Origin of the sequence: Micromonospora musae, assembly GCF_003626545.1 — a bacterium.
GTDB classification, from domain to species: domain Bacteria; phylum Actinomycetota; class Actinomycetes; order Mycobacteriales; family Micromonosporaceae; genus Micromonospora; species Micromonospora musae.
In genome coordinates this window covers 353,330-376,133 of sequence record NZ_RAZS01000003.1, presented here as the reverse complement: position 1 = coordinate 376,133, position 22,804 = coordinate 353,330, and the positions used below count along the sequence as shown (strand labels likewise).

General features: G+C 70.8%; 15 protein-coding genes. 4 read left to right on the top strand and 11 right to left on the bottom strand.

The features are described 5' to 3' along the window. Nucleotides 1-309 precede the first annotated feature (309 nt). Together D7147_RS09850 and D7147_RS09845 are read left to right on the top strand one after the other, a co-directional pair. Nucleotides 310-828: a SigE family RNA polymerase sigma factor gene (locus D7147_RS09850; RefSeq protein WP_120675949.1), complete on the top strand. Its 519-nt coding sequence runs from the start codon at nt 310-312 to the stop codon at nt 826-828. Further along, complete coding sequence (locus D7147_RS09845) at nt 825-2,303, top strand: hypothetical protein (protein WP_147437382.1); 1,479 nt, start codon at nt 825-827, stop codon at nt 2,301-2,303. The genes D7147_RS09850 and D7147_RS09845 overlap by 4 nt, the downstream gene beginning before the upstream one ends. Before the next feature lie 85 nt (nt 2,304-2,388). Here D7147_RS09845 and D7147_RS09840 read toward each other — a convergent pair whose 3' ends face one another. The 3 genes from D7147_RS09840 to D7147_RS09830 form a co-directional block, all read right to left on the bottom strand. Then, on the bottom strand, nt 2,389-3,345 hold the full coding sequence (locus D7147_RS09840) for a cation diffusion facilitator family transporter (RefSeq protein ID WP_120675945.1): 957 nt from the start codon (nt 3,343-3,345) through the stop codon (nt 2,389-2,391). Between the two features lie 106 nt (nt 3,346-3,451). Continuing rightward, on the bottom strand, nt 3,452-6,040 hold the full coding sequence (locus D7147_RS09835; RefSeq protein ID WP_147437381.1) for a M14 family metallopeptidase: 2,589 nt from the start codon (nt 6,038-6,040) through the stop codon (nt 3,452-3,454). 230 nt (nt 6,041-6,270) lie between these two features. Further along, nucleotides 6,271-6,891: a TetR/AcrR family transcriptional regulator gene (locus D7147_RS09830; RefSeq protein ID WP_199716419.1), complete on the bottom strand. Its 621-nt coding sequence runs from the start codon at nt 6,889-6,891 to the stop codon at nt 6,271-6,273. Between the two features lie 72 nt (nt 6,892-6,963). On the opposite strand from D7147_RS09830, the gene D7147_RS09825 reads away from it, so the two are divergent. Continuing rightward, the gene (locus D7147_RS09825; protein ID WP_120675941.1) at nt 6,964-7,710 is read left to right on the top strand and encodes a 3-oxoacyl-ACP reductase family protein; all 747 of its coding nucleotides are present in this window, start codon (nt 6,964-6,966) and stop codon (nt 7,708-7,710) included. Between the two features lie 70 nt (nt 7,711-7,780). On the opposite strand, the gene D7147_RS09820 is transcribed toward D7147_RS09825, so the two are convergent. The 5 genes from D7147_RS09820 to D7147_RS09800 all read right to left on the bottom strand — a co-directional run bounded on the left by D7147_RS09820 (nt 7,781) and on the right by D7147_RS09800 (nt 18,197). Beyond that, nucleotides 7,781-9,397, bottom strand: coding sequence for an amidase (locus D7147_RS09820; protein WP_120675939.1), 1,617 nt, complete (start codon nt 9,395-9,397; stop codon nt 7,781-7,783). Continuing rightward, complete coding sequence (locus D7147_RS09815) at nt 9,394-9,696, bottom strand: hypothetical protein (protein ID WP_120675937.1); 303 nt, start codon at nt 9,694-9,696, stop codon at nt 9,394-9,396. Before D7147_RS09815 ends, D7147_RS09820 begins: the two co-directional genes overlap by 4 nt. A gap of 203 nt (nt 9,697-9,899) precedes the next feature. After that, a complete protein-coding gene (locus tag D7147_RS09810) occupies nt 9,900-13,175 on the bottom strand; it encodes a GH92 family glycosyl hydrolase (protein WP_233563057.1) in 3,276 nt (1,091 codons plus the stop codon). 342 nt (nt 13,176-13,517) lie between these two features. Further along, on the bottom strand, nt 13,518-14,150 hold the full coding sequence (locus D7147_RS09805) for a hypothetical protein (RefSeq protein WP_120675936.1): 633 nt from the start codon (nt 14,148-14,150) through the stop codon (nt 13,518-13,520). 123 nt (nt 14,151-14,273) lie between these two features. After that, nucleotides 14,274-18,197: a ThuA domain-containing protein gene (locus D7147_RS09800; RefSeq protein WP_147437380.1), complete on the bottom strand. Its 3,924-nt coding sequence runs from the start codon at nt 18,195-18,197 to the stop codon at nt 14,274-14,276. Between the two features lie 274 nt (nt 18,198-18,471). Between D7147_RS09800 and D7147_RS09795 the strand changes: the two genes are divergently transcribed. After that, entirely contained in the window at nt 18,472-19,194 is a 723-nt protein-coding gene (locus D7147_RS09795) for an SMI1/KNR4 family protein (RefSeq protein WP_158609330.1), read from the top strand. A gap of 28 nt (nt 19,195-19,222) precedes the next feature. On the opposite strand, the gene D7147_RS09790 is transcribed toward D7147_RS09795, so the two are convergent. From D7147_RS09790 to D7147_RS09780, 3 genes are all read right to left on the bottom strand, one after another. Continuing rightward, nucleotides 19,223-20,242, bottom strand: coding sequence for a phosphatase PAP2 family protein (locus tag D7147_RS09790; RefSeq protein WP_120675930.1), 1,020 nt, complete (start codon nt 20,240-20,242; stop codon nt 19,223-19,225). A gap of 185 nt (nt 20,243-20,427) precedes the next feature. After that, nucleotides 20,428-21,048, bottom strand: coding sequence for a TetR/AcrR family transcriptional regulator (locus D7147_RS09785; protein WP_120675927.1), 621 nt, complete (start codon nt 21,046-21,048; stop codon nt 20,428-20,430). 686 nt (nt 21,049-21,734) lie between these two features. Continuing rightward, complete coding sequence (locus tag D7147_RS09780; protein WP_120675925.1) at nt 21,735-22,736, bottom strand: hypothetical protein; 1,002 nt, start codon at nt 22,734-22,736, stop codon at nt 21,735-21,737. Between the last annotated feature and the right edge of the window lie 68 nt (nt 22,737-22,804).

The window sequence follows — 22,804 nt, the reverse complement described above, 5'->3', positions numbered from 1 at the left end:
CCGCGTCGGGCGGTTCGCCGTCGACCGAGGTCTCGGCGCGCCCGGCCCTCGAGAGCATCCATATCCCACCTCGGGAACTCCGGTTGCTCCGCTGCCCGCTGCCGGAGACCGCCGCTGACCTGCTCATCGCGTCGCCCTCGCCGGCCTGGGCCGTGCCCACCGGTGGGCCCCTCCCATCCGTAGCCGCGCTCGCAGTGGTCGGTGTACGTCGAGGCCTGTCAACCTTCGGGCCCCCTTCCGCGTCGTCTTCGGTGACAGCGCGGCGGGGAGGGAGCGGCAGGATGGGCGGTCACGGCGAGGGGGCGGCGGGTGGATGACGGCGGTTTTCGCGAGTTCGTCGAGGTGCGCTACGGCGATCTGCTGCGAACGGCGTACCTGTTGACCGGTAGCCGGGACACGGCGCAGGACCTGGTGCACGACGCCCTGCTCAAGGCGATGCGGCATTGGCGCACGGTCGGTGACCCGATGGCGTACGTGCGCCGGTCGATGGTCAACGAGCGGACAAGTCGGTGGCGGCGATTCGGGATGCGCGAGCTGCTGACCGCGGCCGTGCCGGATCGGTCTCGCCCGGACTCCACCGAGGCGGTCGTTGTTCGGGACGAACTGCTGGCGGCTCTGGATCAGCTGCCCGCGCGGATGCGGGCGGTGCTGGTACTGCGGTATTGGGAGGACCTTTCCGAAGCTGAGGTCGCGGCGACGATGGGCTGCTCCGTCGGGACGGTGAAGAGCCAGGCCGCGCGTGGGCTGGCTCGGTTGCGTGCGGTGCTGCGGCCGGCCCCGGTTGCTCGGCCGGGGGTCGGTGGCGAGTTGATGGGGGATCGGGCATGAGCGTGGACGAACTGCGTACCGGGCTGGCACGGATCGCGGAATCGGTGGTGCCGGACGAAAATCCGTACGGCCGGTTGCTGCGTCACGCCCGACGGCGCAAGCGCCGCCGACTCGCCGGCCTGGGAGCGGCGGTGGCCGGCGTTATCGCCGCGGCGCTGCTCGGCCCGGTCACACTCGGTGCCGGATCGGGCGGCCAAGACCCGTCCGGCGATTGGGTGGCCACCGGCTATCCGATCACCTCGGACTGGGAGTGGCGGCTGATCAACTCACCGACGCGAGGGAGCCTGGCCGCAGACGGGGATCTCATCGAGGAGTTGACCAGGCTGTTCGACCGGAACCGCGCCGAGCTTCGGGTGTCCGAGTCACTGCCGCAGGTCAAGGTGCTCTACGCCGACGAGTCGGCCGGGTTCCGGCAGATACTGGTCGTCTATCACTCGGACACGGCCGCTGCTCTGGTCGACCAGAAGGTTCCGGCGGGCACCCCGCCTCAGCAGGCCCTGCGCAACCACACCGGCTTCGTCAACGGGCGGGTGAGCCCGTTCAGCGTGATCGATGCCGCGTACCTGCAGGGGCCGGAGGCACAGGCATTCCTGGGTCTCGCTCCGGCCGGCTGCATCGTCTCGGTGGCGGACGGAGCCGTCGTGGGCGCGGACGGAGCCGTACGCCGGCGGTGGGAACCGTCGCCGACGGGTGACTACGTCGTCCTGGATGCGTCGCGGGTTCGCGGGTGGTGGCGGGTCGAGTGTGAGGGGCAGGTCCGGGTGGCAGAGCCGGTGGGCGACCGTAGCGACGTCATCCGTGGCGAAGGTGGCCGGTACCAGCCGACCGAGCTGGCCGACGCCCTGCCTGCCGGAGCTACCTCCAGAAGAATGGACGCGTGGCGGGCCGAGCGGTTTGGCGGCGTCTCCTACCGGACGCTGATGGACATGACCGGCCTGCCGTCCACCCCTGACCCCGTGGTCCGCTGGTCCGGACGCTTGGACGGCGAAGGCCATCCGGAGGCCGCCGTCGTCGGCCCGGCCTCGGGCACCGGCCCTCTCGTGCTGCACGTGGGAGCCCAGGGAAGCCTGCTGGCACTCGCCGGGCCCGGCAACATCGCTTCGGAGGACGCTGCGGGAGAAGACCTCTCCAGCGCCAAGGTCTCACTGGTCGCAACGGCGGTCGCAACCTCGGCGAAGTTGGCCGCGGTCCGGGTGCCGGCTGCCTCCGGCGGGCACGCCGTGTTGACGAATCGGCTGCTGGTCGTCCCACCACCCGGGGCGGCCCGCGTCGATGCCGTCGCCGCCGAAGCTCCTGGCGGGGTGCGGGCTTCGGCAGAGGTCCGAAGCGGTGCGGCCGTACTCACGCTGGATGTCGGTGCGGAAGTCACCCTACGCGCGCTGGACCGCACCGGCGCACTCCTCGCGTCGGCACCTCTCCGGGAGCTGGCCCGCGGCGAGCGCATCTTCAACGAACCACTGGTCCACGCCTGGTAGCGACCTGCCGGCCCGGCCCCGCCTCTCGGTAGCCGGGCTGGCAGGTGTCCGCAGGCGACGCCGCCGCGACCCACGTCCCGTCCGGTCAGGTCGGCGAGGTGGGGCGTACCTCGGATCCGCCGCCTCCGGTCGGGTCGAGGAAGACGTAGCGGATCGTCGGGAAGAGCTCAAGGAGGCGCCGCTCGGCCTCGTCGGCGGCGACCTCGACGTCGGTGCTGCTCGCCGTCGAGACGAAGTCGACCTTCGCGGCGACGAGAATGCTCTCCGGGCCGAGGTGGAGGGTGAGCAGCTCGTGCACGCGCTCCACGGCGGGCACGGCGAGCAGCTCGTGCCGGATCCTGGCCCGTCCACGCGCCGGCACCGAGCGGCCGATCAGCAGGGTGATGTTGCTGTAGCCCAGGATCCCGGCGACGCAGATGAGCAGCACGCCGATGGCTATCGACGCCAGGCCGTCCCAGAGCGGATCACCGGTCAGGTGGGTGAGGCCCACTCCGGCGGCCGCCAGCGCGAGGCCGACCAGGGCTGCGGAGTCCTCGAAGAAGACGGCCCTGGTCGGGGTGTCGGAGCCCTGCCGCACCAGCAGGAGCGGGTGGACGACGAAGCGCCGGGCCCGGGCCCGGATCTGGCGGACCGACCGGGCCAGCGAGATGGACTCGAGCACGGCGGCGACGGCGAGCACGAGGTACGCGAGGAGCTGTTGCTGTTGCCGGTCGGGGGACCGGATCGCCTCGACGCCCTCGTCGATCGAGAGGCCGCCGCCGATCAGGAAGGTGGCGACGGCGGCGAGCAGCGCCCAGACGTACGTCTCCCGGCTGTGCCCGAACGGCCGCTCCTCGGTGGGTGGCCGGGCGCCGCGGCGTAGGCCGACGAAGAGCAGCACCTCGGTGGCGGTGTCGGCCAGCGAGTGCATGGCCTCGGCCAGCATCGCCGCCGAACCGGAGACGAACCCCACGATGCCCTTCGCCACCGCCACACCGAGGTTGACCAGGCCGGCCAGCACGACGGTGCGGAGATTCCCTCCGGATTCTGGCGATTCGGGCATGCCCGCAGCTTATTGCCCGACGAGTGGCCGGATCGGACAGTCGGTCAGACCCGGGGACGGCGTGGCGGCCGGGCGCGTGCGCGCCCGGCCGCCACGGGCTGTCAGGTCAGCTCTGACCTCCCAGGTACATCGCGTTGAAGAGCAGGCGGTAGGTGCCGTGCGACTGCGCCCGGTGCTGCGGCTTGAAGCCGATCATCACCACCTGGCCGTCGCCCACCTTGGCCGTCACGACGGCGGCCTTCCCGCCGATGACGTCCTCACCGAGGAGGAAACCGCTCTTGAGCAGGTTCGACTCCGGCCAGGTGGCCGCCACCGAGACGCCCTTCGCGCCCTCCTCGACCTCGAACGCGGGGCCGTCCGCGACGAACGCCGCCGTGTTCGAACCGAATCCGGAGCCGACCGGGTCACTGCCGTCGACGTTCAGGTTCAGCACCGAACCGGGGATGTTGTACTGGGTCTCCTCCACCCCCTGCGTGACGTCCGTGACCGGCACGTCGAACGCCTCGATCGGCAGCTGGGCGGCCCGGTTCAAGGTCACCACGGTGCCGCCGGCCTCGACGAACGCCTTCAGGTTGGCCACGCCGGCGTCGGTCATCCCGCCGGTGTACTCCGCGGGCAGGGAGCCCGCGGCCCGGCCGTTGCGCATCGAGTTGTACGTGGCGTCGGGCAGCACGATGGTGTCGAACTTCGCCCGCAGGTCACCGGCGCGGACCGCCGCGTTCGTCAACTTCTCGTACCCGAACCCGAACTGCTCCAGGATGAGCCGGGTCCAACCCTCGTCGTAGTTGTTGTACCCGTCGTACAGGCCGACCCGCGGCGCGGCGATCTTGGTCACCTTCTTCGGCTTCGCGTCCACCGCCGCGATGCTCAGGCCCAACCGGGTGGCCAGCTCGGTCACCCGCGTGTCGGTGCCCGCCCCGGGCGTGACCAGGAAGGTTCCGGCCGGCAGCTTGCCGGTTCGGGTCGTCACCTCGCCGTCGCTACGGGAGACCTTGTCCCCGGCGGCGAGCAGCGCGTTCACCGCGGTCGCGCTGTCGTTGACCCGGGGGTCGAGGGCGTACGCGTGCTTCGGCGCGCCGGCGACCACCCCCGCCGGCACGGTCGGCCAGTCGACGTCGACGGTGCTGGCGCGCACCTTCTCGTCGAGCTTGTCGACGGTCACGCCCATCTGGAACGACAGGGTGTAGCCGGTGATGTCGTACGGCGGCTCCAGCGGGCCTCCGGGGTAGAGCCGCCGGTCCGGGTACTTCTGCGCGTTGAGCAGGTCGAGGACCGCCGCCCGGTAGGGCTGGGCCTCACGCACCAGGTAGCTGCCGGCCGGGTAGGTGCGCTCCCCCACGACGAACGAGTCCGTGGCGCGCTCGACCCGGACGTTGTTCCACCGCAGCTTGTCCACCAGCTTCGTGGCGGTCGGGAAGTCGGCCTGGTCGGCGGGGATCACGTAGGTGGTCTTGGCGCCGTTCTTGGCACCGTCCCGGGCCATCTTCGCCACGCCGGCGAGCAGGGCCTCCCGGTCGTCGCTGGCGACCCGCAGCATCGCCCACGACGCCGTCTTGATGTACTCGCAGCTCTGCGACAGGTGCCACTCCCCACCCTTCCAGGGGCTGGGGTAGAAGACCGACGGTTCGCTGGTCGAGGTGCCGTCGGCGAACGTCTTCGGGAAGCTCGCCGGGTCGTAGTAGCGCGGCGTCGCCGAGGCGTGCGCCGTCTCGGTCAGGATGCCGATCTGGTTGTGGTAGTACGGCGCGGTGCGGGCGCCGCCGTTCCACCAGATGTCGTAGGACTGGCGGGCCAGTGCGCCGCCCTTGTCCTCGCGCTCCAGCCGCTGGCCCATCGCGTCACCGACGAGGTTGACGCCCCGGACCACCTGGGGGTGGATGTTCGGGTTCAGCGGGTCCTCGTAGGGCGGGATGCTGATCCGGGCGGGGAAGACCGCCGTCTGGTGCACGTTGTGCATGACCTGCGGGATCCACTCGTGGAAGAGTTGGCGACCGACGTTCTGGGTCTCCTGCAGGTTGAACATGTACCAGTCACGGTTGTTGTCGTGGCCGGCGTACTTCTGGTACAGCTCCGGATAGCCGGCGTCCTGGTACGGGCCGCCGAGGTTCTTGCGGTACCACTCGGCGACCTTCGTCCCGCCGTCCGGGTTGACGTTCGGCACCAGCAGGGTGACGACGTTGTCCCGGATCGACTGGGCCTCGGGGGTCTCGCTGGTGACCAGGTCGTACGCGAACTGCGGCGCGGTCTGGTGCCCCGCCACCTCGGTGGAGTGGATGCCGAAGTCGACCCAGGCGACGGCCTTGCCGGTCTTCGCCAGGTCACGCGCGTCCTTCTCGGAGAGCTTGTCGCCCTGGGAGAGCCGTACGGAGGTCTCCCGGTAACGCTCGAGGTTCTCGTCCTTGAGGTTCTTCTCGGAGGAGACGATGGCCATCAACTGCGGCCGACCCTCGCTGGTCTTGCCGATCTCGACCAGCTTCATCCGGTCGCTGGCCTTGTCGAGCTTCCGGTAGTAGTCGGCGATCTGCTCGTAGGTGGCGAGCTTGAAGTCGGCGCAGGGCACCCAGCCGAGCACTGCTTCCGGTTTCGGTACCCGTTTGTCGGCGGTGGCCACGGATCCGGACGTCAGCACCGGCGCACCGATCATCGCCAGTACGCACGCGACCGGAACCGCGGTACGAGACAGTCTTCGTTTCACCAGACATCCCTTCACGTTGAACGACGAAAAAGGGACCGAGAGGGCGGCCGCGCCACATCGGACTCGATCGATTCAACAAGCTTCGATCGATTTGAGGAACGGCCGGGCCCGCACTAGAGCAAATCTTGAGCCTCGCCGGAGCGGCACCCGGGCCGCCCGGGCGGCGATATCCGGTGGAGTGTGCGGATTCCGCGCCGACGATTCGACGGGAACGGTCGATCAGGGAGGAACTATTCCCAGGGGAGCTTGCGCAGGGCGAGTTCGGCCAGGCGTCGCAGCTCGGTGCGGCCGGCGCCGGAGGCGGCCTGGACCGCGAAGCCCTGGGAGAGGGCGATGACGTAGGCCGCGGCGTCACGTGGCTCGACGGCCGGCGGGAGGTCGCCGGCGGCCCGGGCGCGGGCGAAGCGTTCGGTGAGCAGCTCTTCGGCGCTGCGCCGGCGGGCGGTGAGGTCGGCCTTGGCCTCGGCGGCGGTGTCGCCGGCCACCAGCGCGCCCTGGACCAGCAGGCAGCCGGGTGGGGTGTCGGTTCCGGTGGTGGCGTCGGCGGCCCCGAGCAGCCAGCGTCGCGCGACCTCCCGGGCCGTGTCGGCCTCGATCGCCTCGGCGCCGTAGCCGAAGACGGTGCTGCTGTAGTGGTCGACGACCTGCTTGAACAGGCCTGCCTTGGAGCCGAAGGCGGCGTAGATGCTGCCGGGCTTGAGGTTGGTGGCGGTCGACAGATCGGCCATGGTGGCGCCCTCGTAGCCCTTGGTCCAGAAGACGTGCAGCGCCGACTCCAGAACGCGCCCGGTGTCGAACTCGCGTGGCCTGCCCATCGCCATGGTGACCTCCCACACTTTTTGGTCGCTCATTCAAGATATCACTTGGCCGTCCCGACCTCGCATGACATCTTGAATGGGCATTCAACAAAGATGGAGGCAAGTATGACGACGAAGACTCTGGCCGGGAAGGTCGCGATCGTCACCGGCGGCTCCCGCGGCATCGGTGCGGGCATCGCCCAGCGGCTCGCGGCGGCGGGCGCGACGGTCGCGATCACCTACAACTCCTCCGCCGAGCGGGCCGAGACGGTGACGAAGTCGATCGGCGAGGCCGGCGGCACGGCGGTGGCGTTGCGGGTCGACGCCGCCGACCGGGAGGCCGTGCGTGCCGGCGTCGCGGAGGTGGTGGAACGCTTCGGTCGGCTGGACATCCTCGTCAACAACGCCGGCGTCACCGTCGTCGGCCCCGTCGAATCGATCAGCGAAGCCGACTACGACCGCAACCTCGCCGTCAACCTCACGGCCGTCTTCATGGCGAGTCAGGAGGCGCTGCGGCACCTCGGCGACGGCGGGCGCATCATCACGATCGGCAGCATCAACGCCGACCGGATCCACTTCGGCGGCGGCAGTGTCTACGCCCTGACCAAGGCCGGTGTGGCCGGTCTGACGCGGGCGCTCGCCCGGGAGGTCAGTGGCCGGGGCATCACCGTGAACACGGTGCAGCCGGGCCCGGTCGACACCGACATGAACCCGGCCGACAGCCCGTTCGCCGAGATCACCCGACCGCACATCGCGGTCGGCCGTTACGGCACCGCGGGCGAGGTGGGCAGCCTCGTCACCTACCTCGCCGGTCCGGACGCCGCCTACATCAGCGGGGCCACGATCAACGTCGACGGCGGCTTCGCCGCCTGAGGAGAGCCGGCCGCCGCGAGCACCGACGGTGCGGGTGCAGGGCGGGAACGCCTCCCGCCCTGCACGCGCGTCACTGGGTCAGTTCGGCGACCTGTTCGGCCGTCAACCGGGGAGCGTCGGCAGCTCGCGTGCGCAGCGCCGCGGGAGACGGGTCGGCGGGGCGGCGCAGGTGCCAGTCCGTCGTGGCCTGGTAGGCGGCGACCACCGACAGGAGCCGGTCCTCGCCGTACGGGAGGCCACCGAGGATGGTGCCCATCGGCACTCCCGCGGCGGTGAACCCGATGGGGAAGGCGATCTCCGGCAGACCCAGGATGTCGAAGGGCACCGGGTCGGTCTGCACGACGACGTCACACCCGTCGAAGAGCTCGTGCAGGACCCGTTCCATCAACAGCAGCCTGGCCCGTTGCCCGGTGATGAACTCGTTGCCGCCCATCAACGCGCCCTGCAACCAGCTGGTCACCGACACACCGAAACCGCGCAGGTCGCTGCGCAGGTACGGCATGAACGGCTCGCTGCGCTCGGGCAGGCGCACGTTGTTGAAGGTGCCTCCGGTCAGCTGGCTCCACCCCTCGGGCAGAGCCACGTCGACCAGCGTGACACCGGGGATCGCGGCGAGCTGCGTCAGGTACACCTGCCGGGCCAGCGCGGTGGCCGAGGTGCCGTCCGCGAATCCGGGCAGCACGCCGACGCGGGTGTCCCAGCGCAGCCTGACCCGGTTACGCCGGTACACGGGAGTGGCCGCGTCGATCAGATCGGGCACCTCGGGCAGGCCCTGGCTGCGCGGGTCCGCCGGATCCTCGCCCGCCATCGTGGTCAGCATGATGGCGGCGTCCTTGGCGTCGCGGGCCAGCGGACCGGGATGGTCGCGGGTGTACGTGAGCGGAATGATGCCGGCCGCCGAGACCCGACCCATGGTCGGCTTCAGGCCGGTCAGGTTCTGCGCGTTCGACGGGGAGGTGATCGAGCCACCGGTCTGCGTGCCGATACCCGAGGTGGCCATCCGGCCGGCCACCGCCGTGGCGGTGCCGGTGGACGACCCGCCGGGGTCGACGTTGCGGTTGGCGGGCGCCCAGGCGTTCACCGTGGTGACCACGCCGGCCGGGGTGGTGGCCCGGGTGGTGGCCAGCGGCCCCATCTGGGTCTTGCCCAGCAGGATCGCGCCGCCCGCCTTCAACCGGGCCACCGCGGTGGCGTCGTAGGGCGGCACGAAGTTCTCGAAGAGGAAGGAGTTCGCGGTGGTGCGTACCCCTTCGGTGTAGTAGTTGTCCTTGATCGCCAGGGGGATGCCGTGCAGCGCGCCTCGCCGGGGTCGCCGGGCCGCGTCCCGTGCCGCGGCGATCGCCGCGTCGGCGAGCACCACGTTGAACGCCTGGTAGACGCCGTCGTACGTGGAGATCCGTGCCAGCATGGCCTCGACCAGCCGCTGCGGCGTGAGCTTGCCGGCGCGGATGAGCCAGGCCGCTTCGGCGATGGTGAGTTCGGTCGGATCGGCGAGCGCCTCCGGCCGGGGCTTCGTGTAGGCGTTGGGCCGGTCCAGCGCGGGTTCCCGCTTGCCCGCAGGCGTGCCCGCCGTGGCGATCGCGGGGAGCGCGACGGTGGCGCCCGCGGCGGAGGCGGTCGCCAGTACGGCGGCGCGGGTCAGAAAGGCCCTACGGTCGATCGAACGGTCGAGTGGTTCGCCAGTCATGCCTTCCGCCATTCGGTGCTGTTCGCGGGGTAGAGGACCGGGGCGTGCTGCTGCGACAGCGCCTTGGCCACCTCGGGGTCGGTGGCGCCGCTCACGGGCAACTGGTACGCGGCGAGCGTCGCCACGGTGCCCCGCAGGAACGAGCGCAGCGACGCGAGTACGGAGTCCTGACCCGGCGAGCCGGTCTCCGGATCCGGGGTGCTACCCGGCGGAAGCTGGTCCAGGTCGATGCCGAGCGCGGCGAGCCGGGCCCGGATCAGGGTGTTCAGCTCGGCGTCCGTCGGTGGAGTAGGGGCCATGCGCTCTCCTCCAAGTGCTTCACGGGTGGGGGTGGCATTGCGCGAAATGATCTGAACCTAGGCCCGACCCGATGATCTGAAAGCGCGGAGAGCATGGAAATTGAGCAATATTTGAGTCTGTCGTTCGGCGGCCCCCTCCCCCGCAGACGGAGGAGGGCCCGCTCCGCCCCGTGGGGTGGAACGGGCCCTCGCCCCGGCTTCGGTCAGGCGGTCGCCACCCCGAAGACGTGGATGACGCCGCCGTTGGCGTTGGTCGGCAGCGTCAGGCTGGTCAGCTGCTTGCCCGGCTGCAGCTCGATGGGGGTCGTCGCGAAGACGTAGGTGCCCACTGGGTCGATGCCGTTGCCCAGCACGTCGCGGTACGCGGTGTGCACGGCCGTCAGGTTGCCGAAGGACGGCTGCTGGAAGCCGCCGCTCAACGTCCAGTCGCTGAAGCCGATCTCCGCCTGCTGGGTGGTGCCGTCGGCGTAGGTGAGCGTCACCGTGCCGCTCGCGTCGCCGAAGGCGGCGCTGCCGAGCACACTCAGCTTCGTGTCACCCTCGGCCGACGCGACGCGCAGCACCTGGTTGCCGCCGCCGACGAGGATGTTGTCGGGGTCGCCGGGGGCCACGTTCGGCCAGGTGAAGTCGAACCCGTTGACCGAGACGGTGGAGCCCGGCGTCACCCCGGCCGCCTCGAGCGCCTTGGCGGAGTAGCTCCAGCCGCCGGTGTCGAAGTTGGCCTGCGGGTTGGTGTCGTCGGCCGAGATCCCGTTGTTGTTCAAATTCCACAGCACGCTGTCGCGTACGGCGACCGTCACCGGGAGCGTCACGGTGGGCAGCGCCCGCCCGGACGAGGTGGCGGCGGTGACCGAAACGGTGTAGGCGCCGGGCTTCACGCCGGCGTCGGCCGAGACGGTCAGCGTGATGGCGGCGGAGCCGTCGCCGGAGAGTCGGAGTTCACCCGCGCCGGGGGTCACGGTCAGCCCGGCGGGCGCGGTGACGTGCCAGCGAACCTTCGCCGGGTCGTCGGTGAGCGCCTGCACCTTGTACGTCGTCTCCGCCTTGCTGCCCGGCTCCACCTTCATGGCCTGCGGGCTGACACCGGTCAGGTACGGCTGCCGGCCCTGACCGAACGACGGCGGCGTGTCGGCGGGCGAGCTGCCCCAGGATCGGTTCGGCTTGGCGCCGAGCGCGAAGTCCAGCTTGCCGCCCTTCTCGACGAGCGAGGCGGGGACCCAGGTCTTCGTCGACTTCTTGCCGTCGACCCGCAGCGACTGGATGTACAGGTTCTTCGCCGAGGCGTCGGGGGCGTTGACCGTGATACCCCGGCCGTGTCCGGTATCGATCACCGCGCGGGTGAAGAGCGGCGCGGAGAGCACCAGGTCGGCGCGGCTGGGGTTCTGCGGGTACAGGCCGAGCGCCGAGAAGACGTACCACGACGACATGGTGCCGGCGTCGTCGTTGCCGGGGATGCCGCCGGGGGTGTTGCCCCAGAGCTGGTCGAGCACCGCCCGGACCGTCTCCTGCGTCTTGTGCGGGACACCCAGGTAGTTGTAGACGTACGGCGCGTTCATGTCCGGCTCGTTGGTCGGGTCGTAGCGCGTGAGATCCCGGGCGGAGAAGTCGAAGCTGCCGTCCGGCGTACGGAAGAAGGCGTCGAGCCGCTGCTCCGCCGCCTTGTCACCGCCCATCGCACGGGCGAGACCGGCCACGTCGGAGTAGACCATCCAGGTGTAGCGGGCGCTGCTGCCCTCGACGAACCCGTTCTCGGTCGCCGGGCTGAAGGACCGCTCCGCCCACGCGCCATCGGCCTTGCGGGCGCGGGGGTACCCGCCCTGCGGGGTGGCCGTCAGGTCGAACACGTTGCTCCAGTTCCCCGAGCGGTCGAGGAAGGTCTTCTGGGTCGCGTGGTCACCGAGCCGCCCGGCCAGCTCAGCCAGGCCGAAGTCGGCGACGGCGTCCTCCATCGTCTCGGCCGTACCACCCCAGCAGGAGCAGCCGTCGGCCGGGACATAGCCGAGTTCGAGGTACTTGTCGAGGGCGGGACGCTGACCGACGCAGGCGACGTTGCAGCCGGCGCTGTCCGAGTCGTTCGCCGTCGGGACCGTCGCGGCGGTGATCAGCGAGCGGAGGGCGCCCTTGACGTCGAAGTCCCGGCCACCGAAGGCGTAGATGCCGGCGAGCGCCGGCGCCGCCGGGTCACCGGACATGACGCTCGTCTTCCCGCTGCCCAGCAGCCAGCGGTCCCACTCGCCGTCGCGCTGCGACGCGTAGTTGAACAGCGACTGCGCGAAGTCACTGCCGGCCTTCGGGTTGATCAGGGTCATCAGCTGCACCTGGGCGCGGTACACGTCCCAGCCGGAGAAGGTGCCGTACTGCGCCTTCTGGCCCTTGGCCAGCTGGTGGGGCTTGCCGTCGGCGCCGAGGTAGCGGCCGTCGACGTCGTTGGCGAGCGTGGGCTCGAGCATGGAGTGGTACAGCGCCGTGTAGAAGGTGCTGAGCTGGTCGGCGGTGCCACCACCGACCTTGATCTTGCTCAGTTCACGCTGCCACGCCTTGCTGGCGTCAGCGCGGACCGCCTCGAAGGTCTTCTGCTGCGGGTTCTCCGCCCGCAGGTTGGCCTCGGCGTTGTCCAGGCTGACGTAGGAAACGGCGACCTTGACGCCGACCTGCTTCGTGCCGTCGGCGAAGGTGACGTAGGCGCCGGAGCCCTTACCCGCCACCGGGTAGCCGTTGTCGAAGCCGGTGCTGCCGGTGGCGGAGGAGCCGCCGGGCGTCACGGTGCCGTCCTGCCAGGTGCCGAAGCGGGCGAACGGCTGGTCGAAGTGCGCGGTGAAGTGCAGGGTGTAGAGACCCTTGCGGTTGTTCGGGCTCTGCGGGCCGCAGAAGTTCCCCGCGGTCACCGAGCCGGTGACCGTCCGGGCCTTCGCGTCCACCTGCACGGTGGCGTCGGTGCTGCCGGTCTCCGAGTTGGCGGTGCGGAACAGCATGCTGGCGGGTTGGTCGGCCGGGAACCCGAAGCGGCCCGTTCCGGTGCGCTCGGTGGTGGTGAGCTCCGCCGAGGCGCCGTTGGCGAGGCCCACCCGGTAGTAGCCGGCCCGAGCCGTCTCGTCGGCGTGCGAGAAGTCGCTCGCGTACTTCGCGTCGGAGGTGTCGGCCGTGGGTGAGGAGTCGACGTCACCCACGTACGGCATGATCGGGATGTCGCCGGCGCCGCCGTTGCAGCCGACGCCGTTGAGGTGGGTGAGGCTGAAGCCGCGGATCCGGGTCGCGCCGTACTCGTAGCCCCCCGGCGCGGGGGTGGAGACCTGGTTGCCCCGGGTGGTCTGCGGGCTCCAGGCCAGCATGCCGAAGGGGCGTACCGCCCCCGGGTAGGTGTTGCCGAGGTTCGTGGAGCCGATCAGCGGGTTGACGTAGGAGACGGGGTCGCTGACCAGTCGTGGGGCCGGGGCGGCCGAGGCGGGGGTGCCCGCGGCGGCGGTCGCGAGGGCGACCACGGCTGCGGTCGCTACTCCGGCGAGGGTTCGGCGCCGTGCGGTGTGCGCCGCACGCGCCAGTGGGTCTGACACAGTAGATGCCCTTCAGTTGACGGACCGTGTGCGCCGTGAGCACGGCGGATACGGCGCTCCGCCGGTGCTCCATCCACACCGGAGGGCCGTACCGCACCGTTCTGACAACGTTGTCGGAAGCCAACGAAGGATGTTCTGCCTTCACTCAAGGCGTGTCAAGATCTCGTGTGAAGGTCACCTGTCGGACCGGTTCGACCTCACCCGATCCGACAGGGGGCTCCGGTCACCGAAGAGGCGACCGGGATCGCCGAGACTCCGCTCACCCGCCGATCACCGGTGCCCTGCGGGCGTCGCCGGGTCCGACTCTGTCGGCTGCGCCACCATCGGCTCCGCCACCGGAGGGTGCTCCTGGGTTGACCGCCCGCGCCGGGCCCGCACCATCTCCCGGAGCCGGTAGGACCAGGCGGCGAGCAGCAGCAGGAGCAGCCCCGCCCCGAGTGACCAGGCGATCACGTCGGCCGGCTTCCTTACGGCGGGCAGGGTGATCGCCAGCGCCACCGTGGAGACACCCGGAAAGATCAGGCCCATCGCCAGGGCCTGGGCGAAGTGGCCGTCGTGCTTGCGCTTCCAGTAGAAGCTCTCCCAGCCGAAGACCCTCGCGTTGCCCGTGTACCGGGCGATGGCCGGGCCGAGGACCTGCTCGATGTACTCGCCCGCGATCCGGATGTCCCGGTACTGCGACACCACGTTGAGCCCCAGCGCGGTGCTGAGCAGCGGGAGGAGCAGCAGCAGCCGAAGGTCGGCCCGCTCGACGAGGATGAAGCCGGCCAGCGCCGCGACGACCGTGAGGTGCAGGCCGATCACGTTCTGGTTGTGGTTCGCCTTGCGCTCGATGGTGCTGCGGATCGCCGCGGCGTCGGCCAACGCGGCGGTCAACGCTCGGTTCTGCATCTCCTCGGTCATGGCGTCCCTTCGTACGCGGCCCCACTCCGGTCTACCAATCGCGATCAATACCCGGCGGCGTCGGCGTGCAGCAACCGCCGTGGCCGGCGCGGAAGGATCCGCGCCGGCCACGTCGGAGATGGTTCAGCTGGTATACGCCTCCAACTCCCAGGGCGAGTGCCCCCACGGGGTGCCCCGGGCCGTGCCGTAGATCCGCAGGTAGCGGCCGTTGGCGGCGAGCGCGGAGTGCTCGTCCACACCACCGTCGGCAGCGGTCACCGTCTTCACGTCGACCCAGGTGGTGCCGTTGTTCGAGGTCTGGATGACGTACGAGCTGCTGTAGGCCGCCTCCCAGGTCAGCTTGACCCGGCCGATCGCGGTCGGGCTGCCCAGGTCCACGCGGATCCACTGCGGATCCGAGAAGGCGCTCGACCAGCGGGTGGTGAGACTGCCGTCGACCGCCTGGGCGCCGGACATGCCGGCCCCCTCGTCGCTTGAGGTCGACGTCGGCTTGTTCAGCAGCAGATTGCCGCCCGGCGGACCGGTCGGGCCGCCGCTGTCGCCGTACACCTCGAACTCGAAGAGCGAGTAACCCCAGGCGGTGCCCCGCGTCGTGCCGGTGAGGCGGACGTACCGGCCGCTGCCGGTCAGCCCGGTCAGGTCGTCCACACCGCCGTCGCCGCCGGTCACCGTCCGGATCGTGGTGAAGTTGACCCCGTCCGGTGAGGTCTGGATCTGGTACCCGCTGCCGTACGCCGCCTCCCAGGTCAGCTTGACCCGCTCGATGTCGTACGTCGCCCCCAGGTCCACGTCGATCCACTGCGGGTCGCCGAAGGCGCTGCCCCAGCGGGTGCCGAGCGCGCCGTCGAACGCGTTGGCGGCGACGAACGCCCCCTCGACGCTGGACGCCCGCGCCGGCTTACCCCGGGCCAGGTTGCCGCCCGGGTCCGGTCCCGGCCCAGAGCCGGTGGAGAGGGTGAACTCGTCGACGTCGAAGTACGGCCCGGTGCCCTTGAAGACGAGGTAGAGCGAGCGGGTGCCGGTCGGGGCGGTGACTGCGCCGGTGACCGTGGCGAAGGTGGCGTACCCGCCGGTGGGCACCACCGTCGCCTGGCCGACCAGCGGACCGGTGGGCGAGTCGACGCGCAGCTCCAGCGTTCCACCGCCGCCGGGCGGGGCACCGACCCGGGCACTGAACGACTGGACGCCGGCCAGGTTGTACGGGTGGAACGAGATCCAGTCGTTGTTGTCGACGTAGCCGATCGCGGCTCCGCCGTGCGCGCTGCCCGGGTTGACGACCTGGATACCCGAGGAGTCGCCGAAGTGCTCGGCCTGGCGGACCCGCGGTTGCAGGACGGCCTGGGCGTGCGTGGTGAGCGGCGGCTGGCCGCCCCCGCCCAGGTCGGTGTACTCGGCGTCGATGATGCCGAAGATGTTCGCCGCGGTGTCGTGCTCGCCGTCGACCGAGGTCTGGATGACCCCGGAGCAGCCCTGCACGCTGCTGAGCTGGTGGCCGTGCGAGTCGTGGCCGAGGACGTAGTTCACCTTCACCCGGGCGCAGTTGATCGGGCCGTCCTGGGCGTCGGTGACGGTGACGGTGAACGGCACCGCGTCGCCGAAGTTGAACGTCTGCCCGTTCGACGGGGTGTTCACGGTGACCACCGGGGCGCTGTTGCCGACCGTGATGACGGTGCTCGCGGTGCCGACCTTGCCGGTGCTGTCCCGGACGGTCAGGGTCGGCGTGCGGGTTCCGCTGGTGGTGTAGGTGAAGCTCGGGTTCGCCGCTGTCGAGTCGGTGCTGCCGTTGTTGTCGAAGTCCCAGGCGTAGGTGAACGGGTCACCGTCCGGGTCGAGGGTGCCGGCCGAGGAGAACTGGACGGTCAGCGGCGCGACGCCGCTGGTCGGGTTGGCCGAGACGACCGCGCGGGGTGCGCGTCCCTCGCGGGCGTACTCGATGCGGTAGAGCGCCGAGTTCGCGTCGCCGTTGAACCAGCCGGTGCCGTAGTCGAGGACGTAGAGCGCGCCGTCGGGGCCGAACTCCATGTCCATGACCTGGGTACCGGTCCACGGAAACGGGTTGATCTTCAACGGTTGGCCGGTGCTGTCGAGCTTGATGTTCTTGATCCAGCGGCGGCCGAACTCGCCGGCGAAGTAGGTGCCGTCGAAGTACTCCGGGAACGCCACGTCGGAGGTGCTGGCCGGGTCGTACCGGTAGACCGGGCCGCCCATCGGGGACAGCCCCCCACCGGTGAACTCCGGCGGTGAACCGGAGCCGCCGTACGGCAGCCAGGCCGAAACGGCCGGCGGCAGCTGGGTGATGCCGGTGTTGTTCGGCGAGTTGTTCACCGGCCCGGCGGCGCAGGCGAACTTCGGCCCGGACGGGCCGGAGGGGAAGGTGTAGTCGTTGTAGGCGTCGTTGCGGGCCGTGCAGTACGGCCAGCCGTAGAAGCCGGGCTGGGTGATGCGGGCGAACTCCACGTTCCCGGCCGGTCCCCGGTTCGGGTCGGCGGTGCCCGCGTCCGGACCGTAGTCGCCGAGGTAGACGATGCCGGTGGCCTTGTCCACGCTCATCCGGAACGGGTTGCGGAAGCCCATGGCGTAGATCTCGGGGCGGGTCCGCGCGGTGCCCGGGGCGAACATGTTGCCGGCGGGGATGGTGTAGCCGCCCGCCGCGCTCGGCCTGATCCGGAGCACCTTGCCGCGCAGGTCGTTGCTGTTCGCCGAGGTGCGCTGGGCGTCGAAGGCCGGGTTGCGGCCGGACCGCTCGTCGATCGGGGTGAACCCGCTCGACTCGAACGGATTGGTGTCGTCGCCGGTGGAGAGGTACAGGTTGCCGGCGGCGTCGAAGTCCATGTCCCCGCCGACGTGACAGCACATGCCCCGGCTGGTGGGTACGTCGAGGATGAGCGTCTCGCTGGCCAGGTTGATGGTGTTGTCCGGGTTCACGGTGAAGCGGGAGAGTCGGTTGACGCCGTCCCAGCGGGCGAAGTCCGCCGGGGTGCCGGTGGCCGGAGCGCCGCCGCCAGGGGTGTCCAGCGGGGGCGCGTAGTAGGCGTACACCCAGCGGTTGGTGGCGAAGTTCGGGTCGGCCTTGATGCCCTGCAGGCCCTCCTCGTCGCCGGTGTAGACCGGAAGGGTGGCGGCGACCTTGGTGTTGCCGGCCGCGTCGGTGTGCCGGATCACGCCGCTGCGGGCGGTGTGCAGCACGCCCCGGTCGGGCAGGACGGTGAGGCTCATCGGCTCGCCGGTCTCGGCCACGCCCTTGGCCAGCTCCACCTGCTGGAAGTTGGTGTCGACGGTGCCGCCGCAGTCGGCCTCGGTCTCGCCGGCGGCGGTCCGGATGCCGCCGAGCAGGTGTTGCCGGAAGTTCGGGTCGGTGTACGACTCGTCGGTGTGGCCCATGCCGGTGTACCAGGCGCGGCCGCCGGAGTAGTTCTGGCACCAGGAGATGGGGTGGTCGTAGCCCATGCTGCCGCCGGTGTAGGTGCTCTCGTCCAGCGTGGCGAGCACGTGCACGCTGCCCCGGGGGTTGGTGCGGTAGTTGTACCACTCGTCGAGCCGGCTCCACCGCTGCGGCAGCGTCTCGGTGGAGGGGTGCACGTGGTCGGCGACCTTGACGGTGGCGGTCTGGTTGGCCGGGTGGGAGGCGAAGTACGCCCCGACCAGCCCGCCGTACCAGGGCCACTCGTACTCGGTGTCGGAGGCGGCGTGCACGCCGACGTAGCCCCCGCCCCCCTGGATGTAGCGCTCGAACGCGGCTTGCTGGGCGGCGTTGAGTACGTCACCGGTGGTGGAGAGCCAGATCACCGCGGCGAACCGGTCCAGGTTGGCGTCGGTGAACTGCGCGGCGTCCTCGGTGGTCTCGACGGTGAACCCGTTGGCGGCGCCGAGCTGCTGGATGGCGGCGATGCCGGGGCCGATGGAGCCGTGCCGGAACCCGGCGGTCTTGCTGAACACCAGCACGGTGAAGGGTGCGGCGCTGGCTGCGGGCGGAAGGGCGGTGATGCCGCCGAGCACGAGGATCGCGCTCAGCGCGGCACCGAGCCACGCTCTCAGGGGTCTGCGCACGGTGGGTCCTTTCGCGCGGTGGGGACGGCGTGCGCCGATCACGCCTCGGTGGTGTGGAGGGGGTGATGGTCGGGCCTTGATTGCCGCTCGCCCGGCGCGCCGACGCCACTACGAGCCTGAGACATTTAGCTGCATCGTTGCGATACGCGTGGCGAGCGTCAAGCGGTCTATCGCCATTTGTGAGAGCGCTTTCTCCGCAGTTCAGGGACGACCGTCGAGCGCGAGCTCAAACACGGGTGAGAAGAAGGGAACGACGATGTCTAGACTTCGCGTCGTGACAGGCATCGGCGCCGATGAGCGCGTTCGCGAGGCGTGGATGCGGGTCGAGGGTGGGCTCGGTCGCGTCCTGCCGGCTTCCCTACCGCAGCTTGCGGCACCGGCCGAGCTGCCGGCGATCGACGCGGTGGAGGTCGCCTTGGCCGTGTCGCTGCCGGAGGATTTCCGCGCCAGTCTCCGCATCCACGACGGAACGGGGTGGCCCCACTCCGGCTCCGGCCAGCCGAGCCCGGTACCGCTGGATCACCTCTACGACACCGACCAGATCATCAAGGCGACCCGGATGTGGCGCGACGGCTATCATCCGGAGCCGGATTGGGACGACCCGCAGGTCTGGGCGCACCTGGTCGACAAGGGGACGCTCCTTCTGAACGGGCCGGTGCGGCCGGTCGTGGGTGCGCCGGGCGCGGTGGTGGTGGGCGACATGAACGGCGACGTGCACTGGCTGCTCGACCTTGATCCAGCGCCGGGAGGCACGCCCGGACAGGTGGTTCGGGTCGATATCGAATGCGCCTCGTGGGACGTGCTGGCGCCGTCCTGGACTCAACTGCTCGTGCGCTACGCCGAGGATCTCGAGCTGTTCGCCGCCGATCCCGACAGCTCGACGTTGACGATCGATCAGGACCTCGGACCGGAGTGCGAATGGGGCGTGTCGCTCGACCTCGGGGGTACGCGTCCCGCCTGGCTCCGGGACGTCCAGGCCCGCGATCCGCACCAGTGACGGCCCGCGCCCGCGGCCGTCGACCGCGCTAGCCGAGGTACTGCCGGTGTTCGTGGTCGCCGGCGACGACGATGCCCCGCTCCAGGTCGCCCTGCCGCAGGTCGAGGCGGCGCGGGCCGGTCCGGCGGACGAGTTCGGCGAGCGCCGGGAGGTCGACGGTCGGCGCGGCTCGATCAGCTGCGCGCACGCCGACGACCAGGTCGTCGCGGCTCTGCCACCGGCCAGCCTGCCGCACCGGTGAGGTGGGCCAGTACCCGTCCGGGGCGAGCCGGGTTCCCGCGACAGGGACAGCGGCCGGCACCGGCACGGGGCCGGCTCGCGTCGCCGCGGGCGTTGTCGCCCTGGCGAGCGCCGTGCGTGGACGCGGCACCACCAGCACGATCACGCCGAGCAGGGCCAGGGCGGCCACGGCGTCGAGCCAGTAGTGGTTCCCGGTGAGGACCACGATGCTGAGGGTGAGCAGCGGGTGCAGCAGCCAGAGCCAGCGCCACCGGCTGCGGCCGGCGGCGATCAGGACTATGGCGACCACCGTGGCCCAGCCGACGTGCAGGGAGGGCATCGCGGCGTACTGGTTGGAGAGGGTGTCGGTGGCGGGGTCGCCGTAGGCGCGCGGCCCCACCAGCTGTCCGGTGTCCAGCACGCCGGTGGCGGAGAGCAGGCGCGGTGGGGCCATGGGTACGAGCGCCTGGATGGCGAACCCGACGGCGGTCAGCACCGCCAGGAGCGTCCGCGCCCACCGGTACAGGGCGGGGCGGAACAGGTACGTGAAGAGCAGCAGCGCCCCGGTGGCCGGGAAGTGCACCGAGGCGTAGTACCTGTTCGCCGCGCGGACCAGGCCGTCGTGCGGCAGGACGCCCTGCTGCAACGTCGCCTCGTCCGGCAGCGCCAGCGTGCGCTCCAGCGCCCAGACGTGCGTGGCGTTGTCGTACGCGGTGGACAGGTCACCCACGACGAAGAGTCGGCAGATCTTGTACGCCAGGAAGAGCGCGGCCACGAGCAGCAGTTCCCGGAGAGGGTGCGGGCGCTTCCCGCGGTCGTCGGCACCCACAGCTTTCCTTTCGCGCGACGAGGTTCGGGCGGGCGACAGGACTGGTTGTCGCCTGCGAGCGGCGGCGGCCCTTCCACCGGCCGGCTGGTCAGGTGGGGGGGGACACACCCCGGAGGTCCGGCTCGAGGTCGAGCCGCAGGCGGAGTGGATCGATCAGAGCAGGCTGGGCCGCCTCCCGCCCGAGGTCAGGTGGGCGGTGCGGCACGGCCGAGGGGGAGGCCGTCGCGCAGCTGCGCGATGCTCATCCGGACCAGGTCGGGCAGGGCGTCGCCGGCGGCTCCCCCGGCCCAGCGGGTGACGACCGCGCGCATCGTGATTGCGGGAACGGCGGCCAGCAGGAGCGGGGCGAGGTCGCGCTCGACGTCGGCGCCGGTCCGCTCGGCGATCACCTCAGCGATCATTCGCTCGACGCGACCGAGCATCGCCAACTGCTGCGCCAACATCGCCGGATTCTCGGCGCAGGCGCGCGCCATTGCGTCGGCGTCGCGCTCCCGTTCACCGAGCAGTCCCATGATCATGTCGGGCAGGACGTGCGCGAAGGAGTCCCACACCGGTTCGCCGGCCGGTCGGGCGCGCAGTGCCTCGACGAACGTCTTCGCCCGCTGCAGGATCCCGTCGAGGATCGCCTCTTCGCGGCTCGCGAAGTAGTTGCGGAAGGTCCGGGGTGAGACGTCCACCGCTGCCGCGACCGCTTCGGCGGTGACCGCCTCGATGCCACGCTCCGTCATCAGCGACCACGCCGCATCGCTGAGCGCCGCGCGGGTCGCGCGCTTCTTCCGCTCACGAAGGCCAACGTCCGAGGTCACGGCACAACTATCCGCGCGCCCTTCCGGACCGGCAAAGTTTCCAAGTCGGAAAAATCGTGGAATGAGTCACATTCATGATCCGCTACGGAGAGCTACCAAACGCGGGGCTGACGCGGGTCGCCCGGCACCGTGCAGCGAGCGGAGCACCGCACGAACCGGGCGGCCGGCGGCCCTCATGCGCGCCGATGATCGACTCGGTTTCCTTGATGTCGGGGTGTCCCGGCCGTGTGATGACCCGACTTCAAGGAACCCGAGTCGATCACCGGGTGCGGCCGGGGTGGTTGGCGAACGATGCCCGGTTTGCGGCCCGCGCGGCCCTCGAATGGACGTTCGCGCGGATCGGGCTGGCACCCCCGGGGCAGAGCCCGGTCGCTGGCACCACCCGCCGCCCCTCCAGGCCCGCAAACCGGACACGGTGCGCTCATCGCCCTGCGCCCGCCGATGATCGATTCGGTTTCGGAGCGGGCCGGGCAGACGGACCGGAGCGGGCCGGGCAGACGAACCGGAGCGGGCCGGGCAGACGAACCGGAGCGGGCCGGGCAGACGGGTGCCGGGCGGGGCCGGCACCCGTCACCGGCGTGGTGTCACAGCGGCTGCCACGGGAGACCCGCCGGCGAGACGGGACGAGTCAGGCCGGGGGACGCCAGTCCCGCCGGAACGGGACACTCGGAGCTTCCGACGCGAAGTCACACCCTCGCCCGCGCTTCGGAGCGCTGCTCCCGCCCGATGGGCGAGGCAGATCGCCGACGGGCACCGGCGACCACCGCGGCGGCCGTCACGATGGTGAAGACCGCCACGCCGGCGAAGACCATCAGGGTCTGCCGATCGAGCTGGGTCACCGGAATGCCGCGCTTCGCCTGCCAGGTGAGCGCGGCGAAGACACCGGTGTAGGCGAGGCCGGCGATGCGGACGAGTCGGGCCCGGACCCGTTCGTCGCGGAGCCAACCGTGGCTGGTCGCGAGCACACCCAGGATCGCCGTCATGAGCAGCAGCACCTGGATCGCGTGCAGGCCGACGAAGTGCGGTACGCGCAGGTCCCCGCCGGTGGTGCTCCAGTTGGTGAGGAACATGCCGTTGCCGTCGGGGTCGCCGATGCCGTGGCCGCCGTTCATCGACACCGGATCGCCGTCGGCGTCGGTCACCGTGCGGGGTCCCGCGGAATTGCTGAGCCAGAGGGCCACCACCATGCTGGCGGCGGCGAGCCCGAGCCCGGCGCGGAGGGCACTGGTCATGGCGCGGTCGCCGGTGCGTTGGATCAGGACCAGGATCGCGATGACCAGGGTGATCAGCAGAAGCGGCGCGACGCCGAAGGAGAACACGGTACGCACGGTCTCCGCGACCGGCTCGGCGTTGTTGTTGAAATGGCTGATGGTGCCATGCGCGGCGGCGAGGACGACGGCGCCGACGTCCAGCAGGCCGGCGACCGCGAAGATGGTGCCGAGCCACCAGCCGAGGCGTCGGCCCTTATGCAGCTTGCTGAGCAGCCACGCCAGGGTCAGTCCGTACACCCCCATGGCGAAGCCGAACTTCATCGGCTTCACCCAGACCGACTCCCCCAGCAGCAGGCGATCGTCGACGAACAACGCGGCGGCGGAGAAGAGCGTCAGGGTGAACATGAGCGTCGCGTTCACCACGAGCGGGCGGTGCCAGCCCCGCATCGCGCGGAGAGATGTGGCAAGGATGGTCATCGGCTTCCCCACGAGGATCGGCCGCTCCCAGCTCCGCTGGACGGCCTTGGACGATGACCATCAGCCTC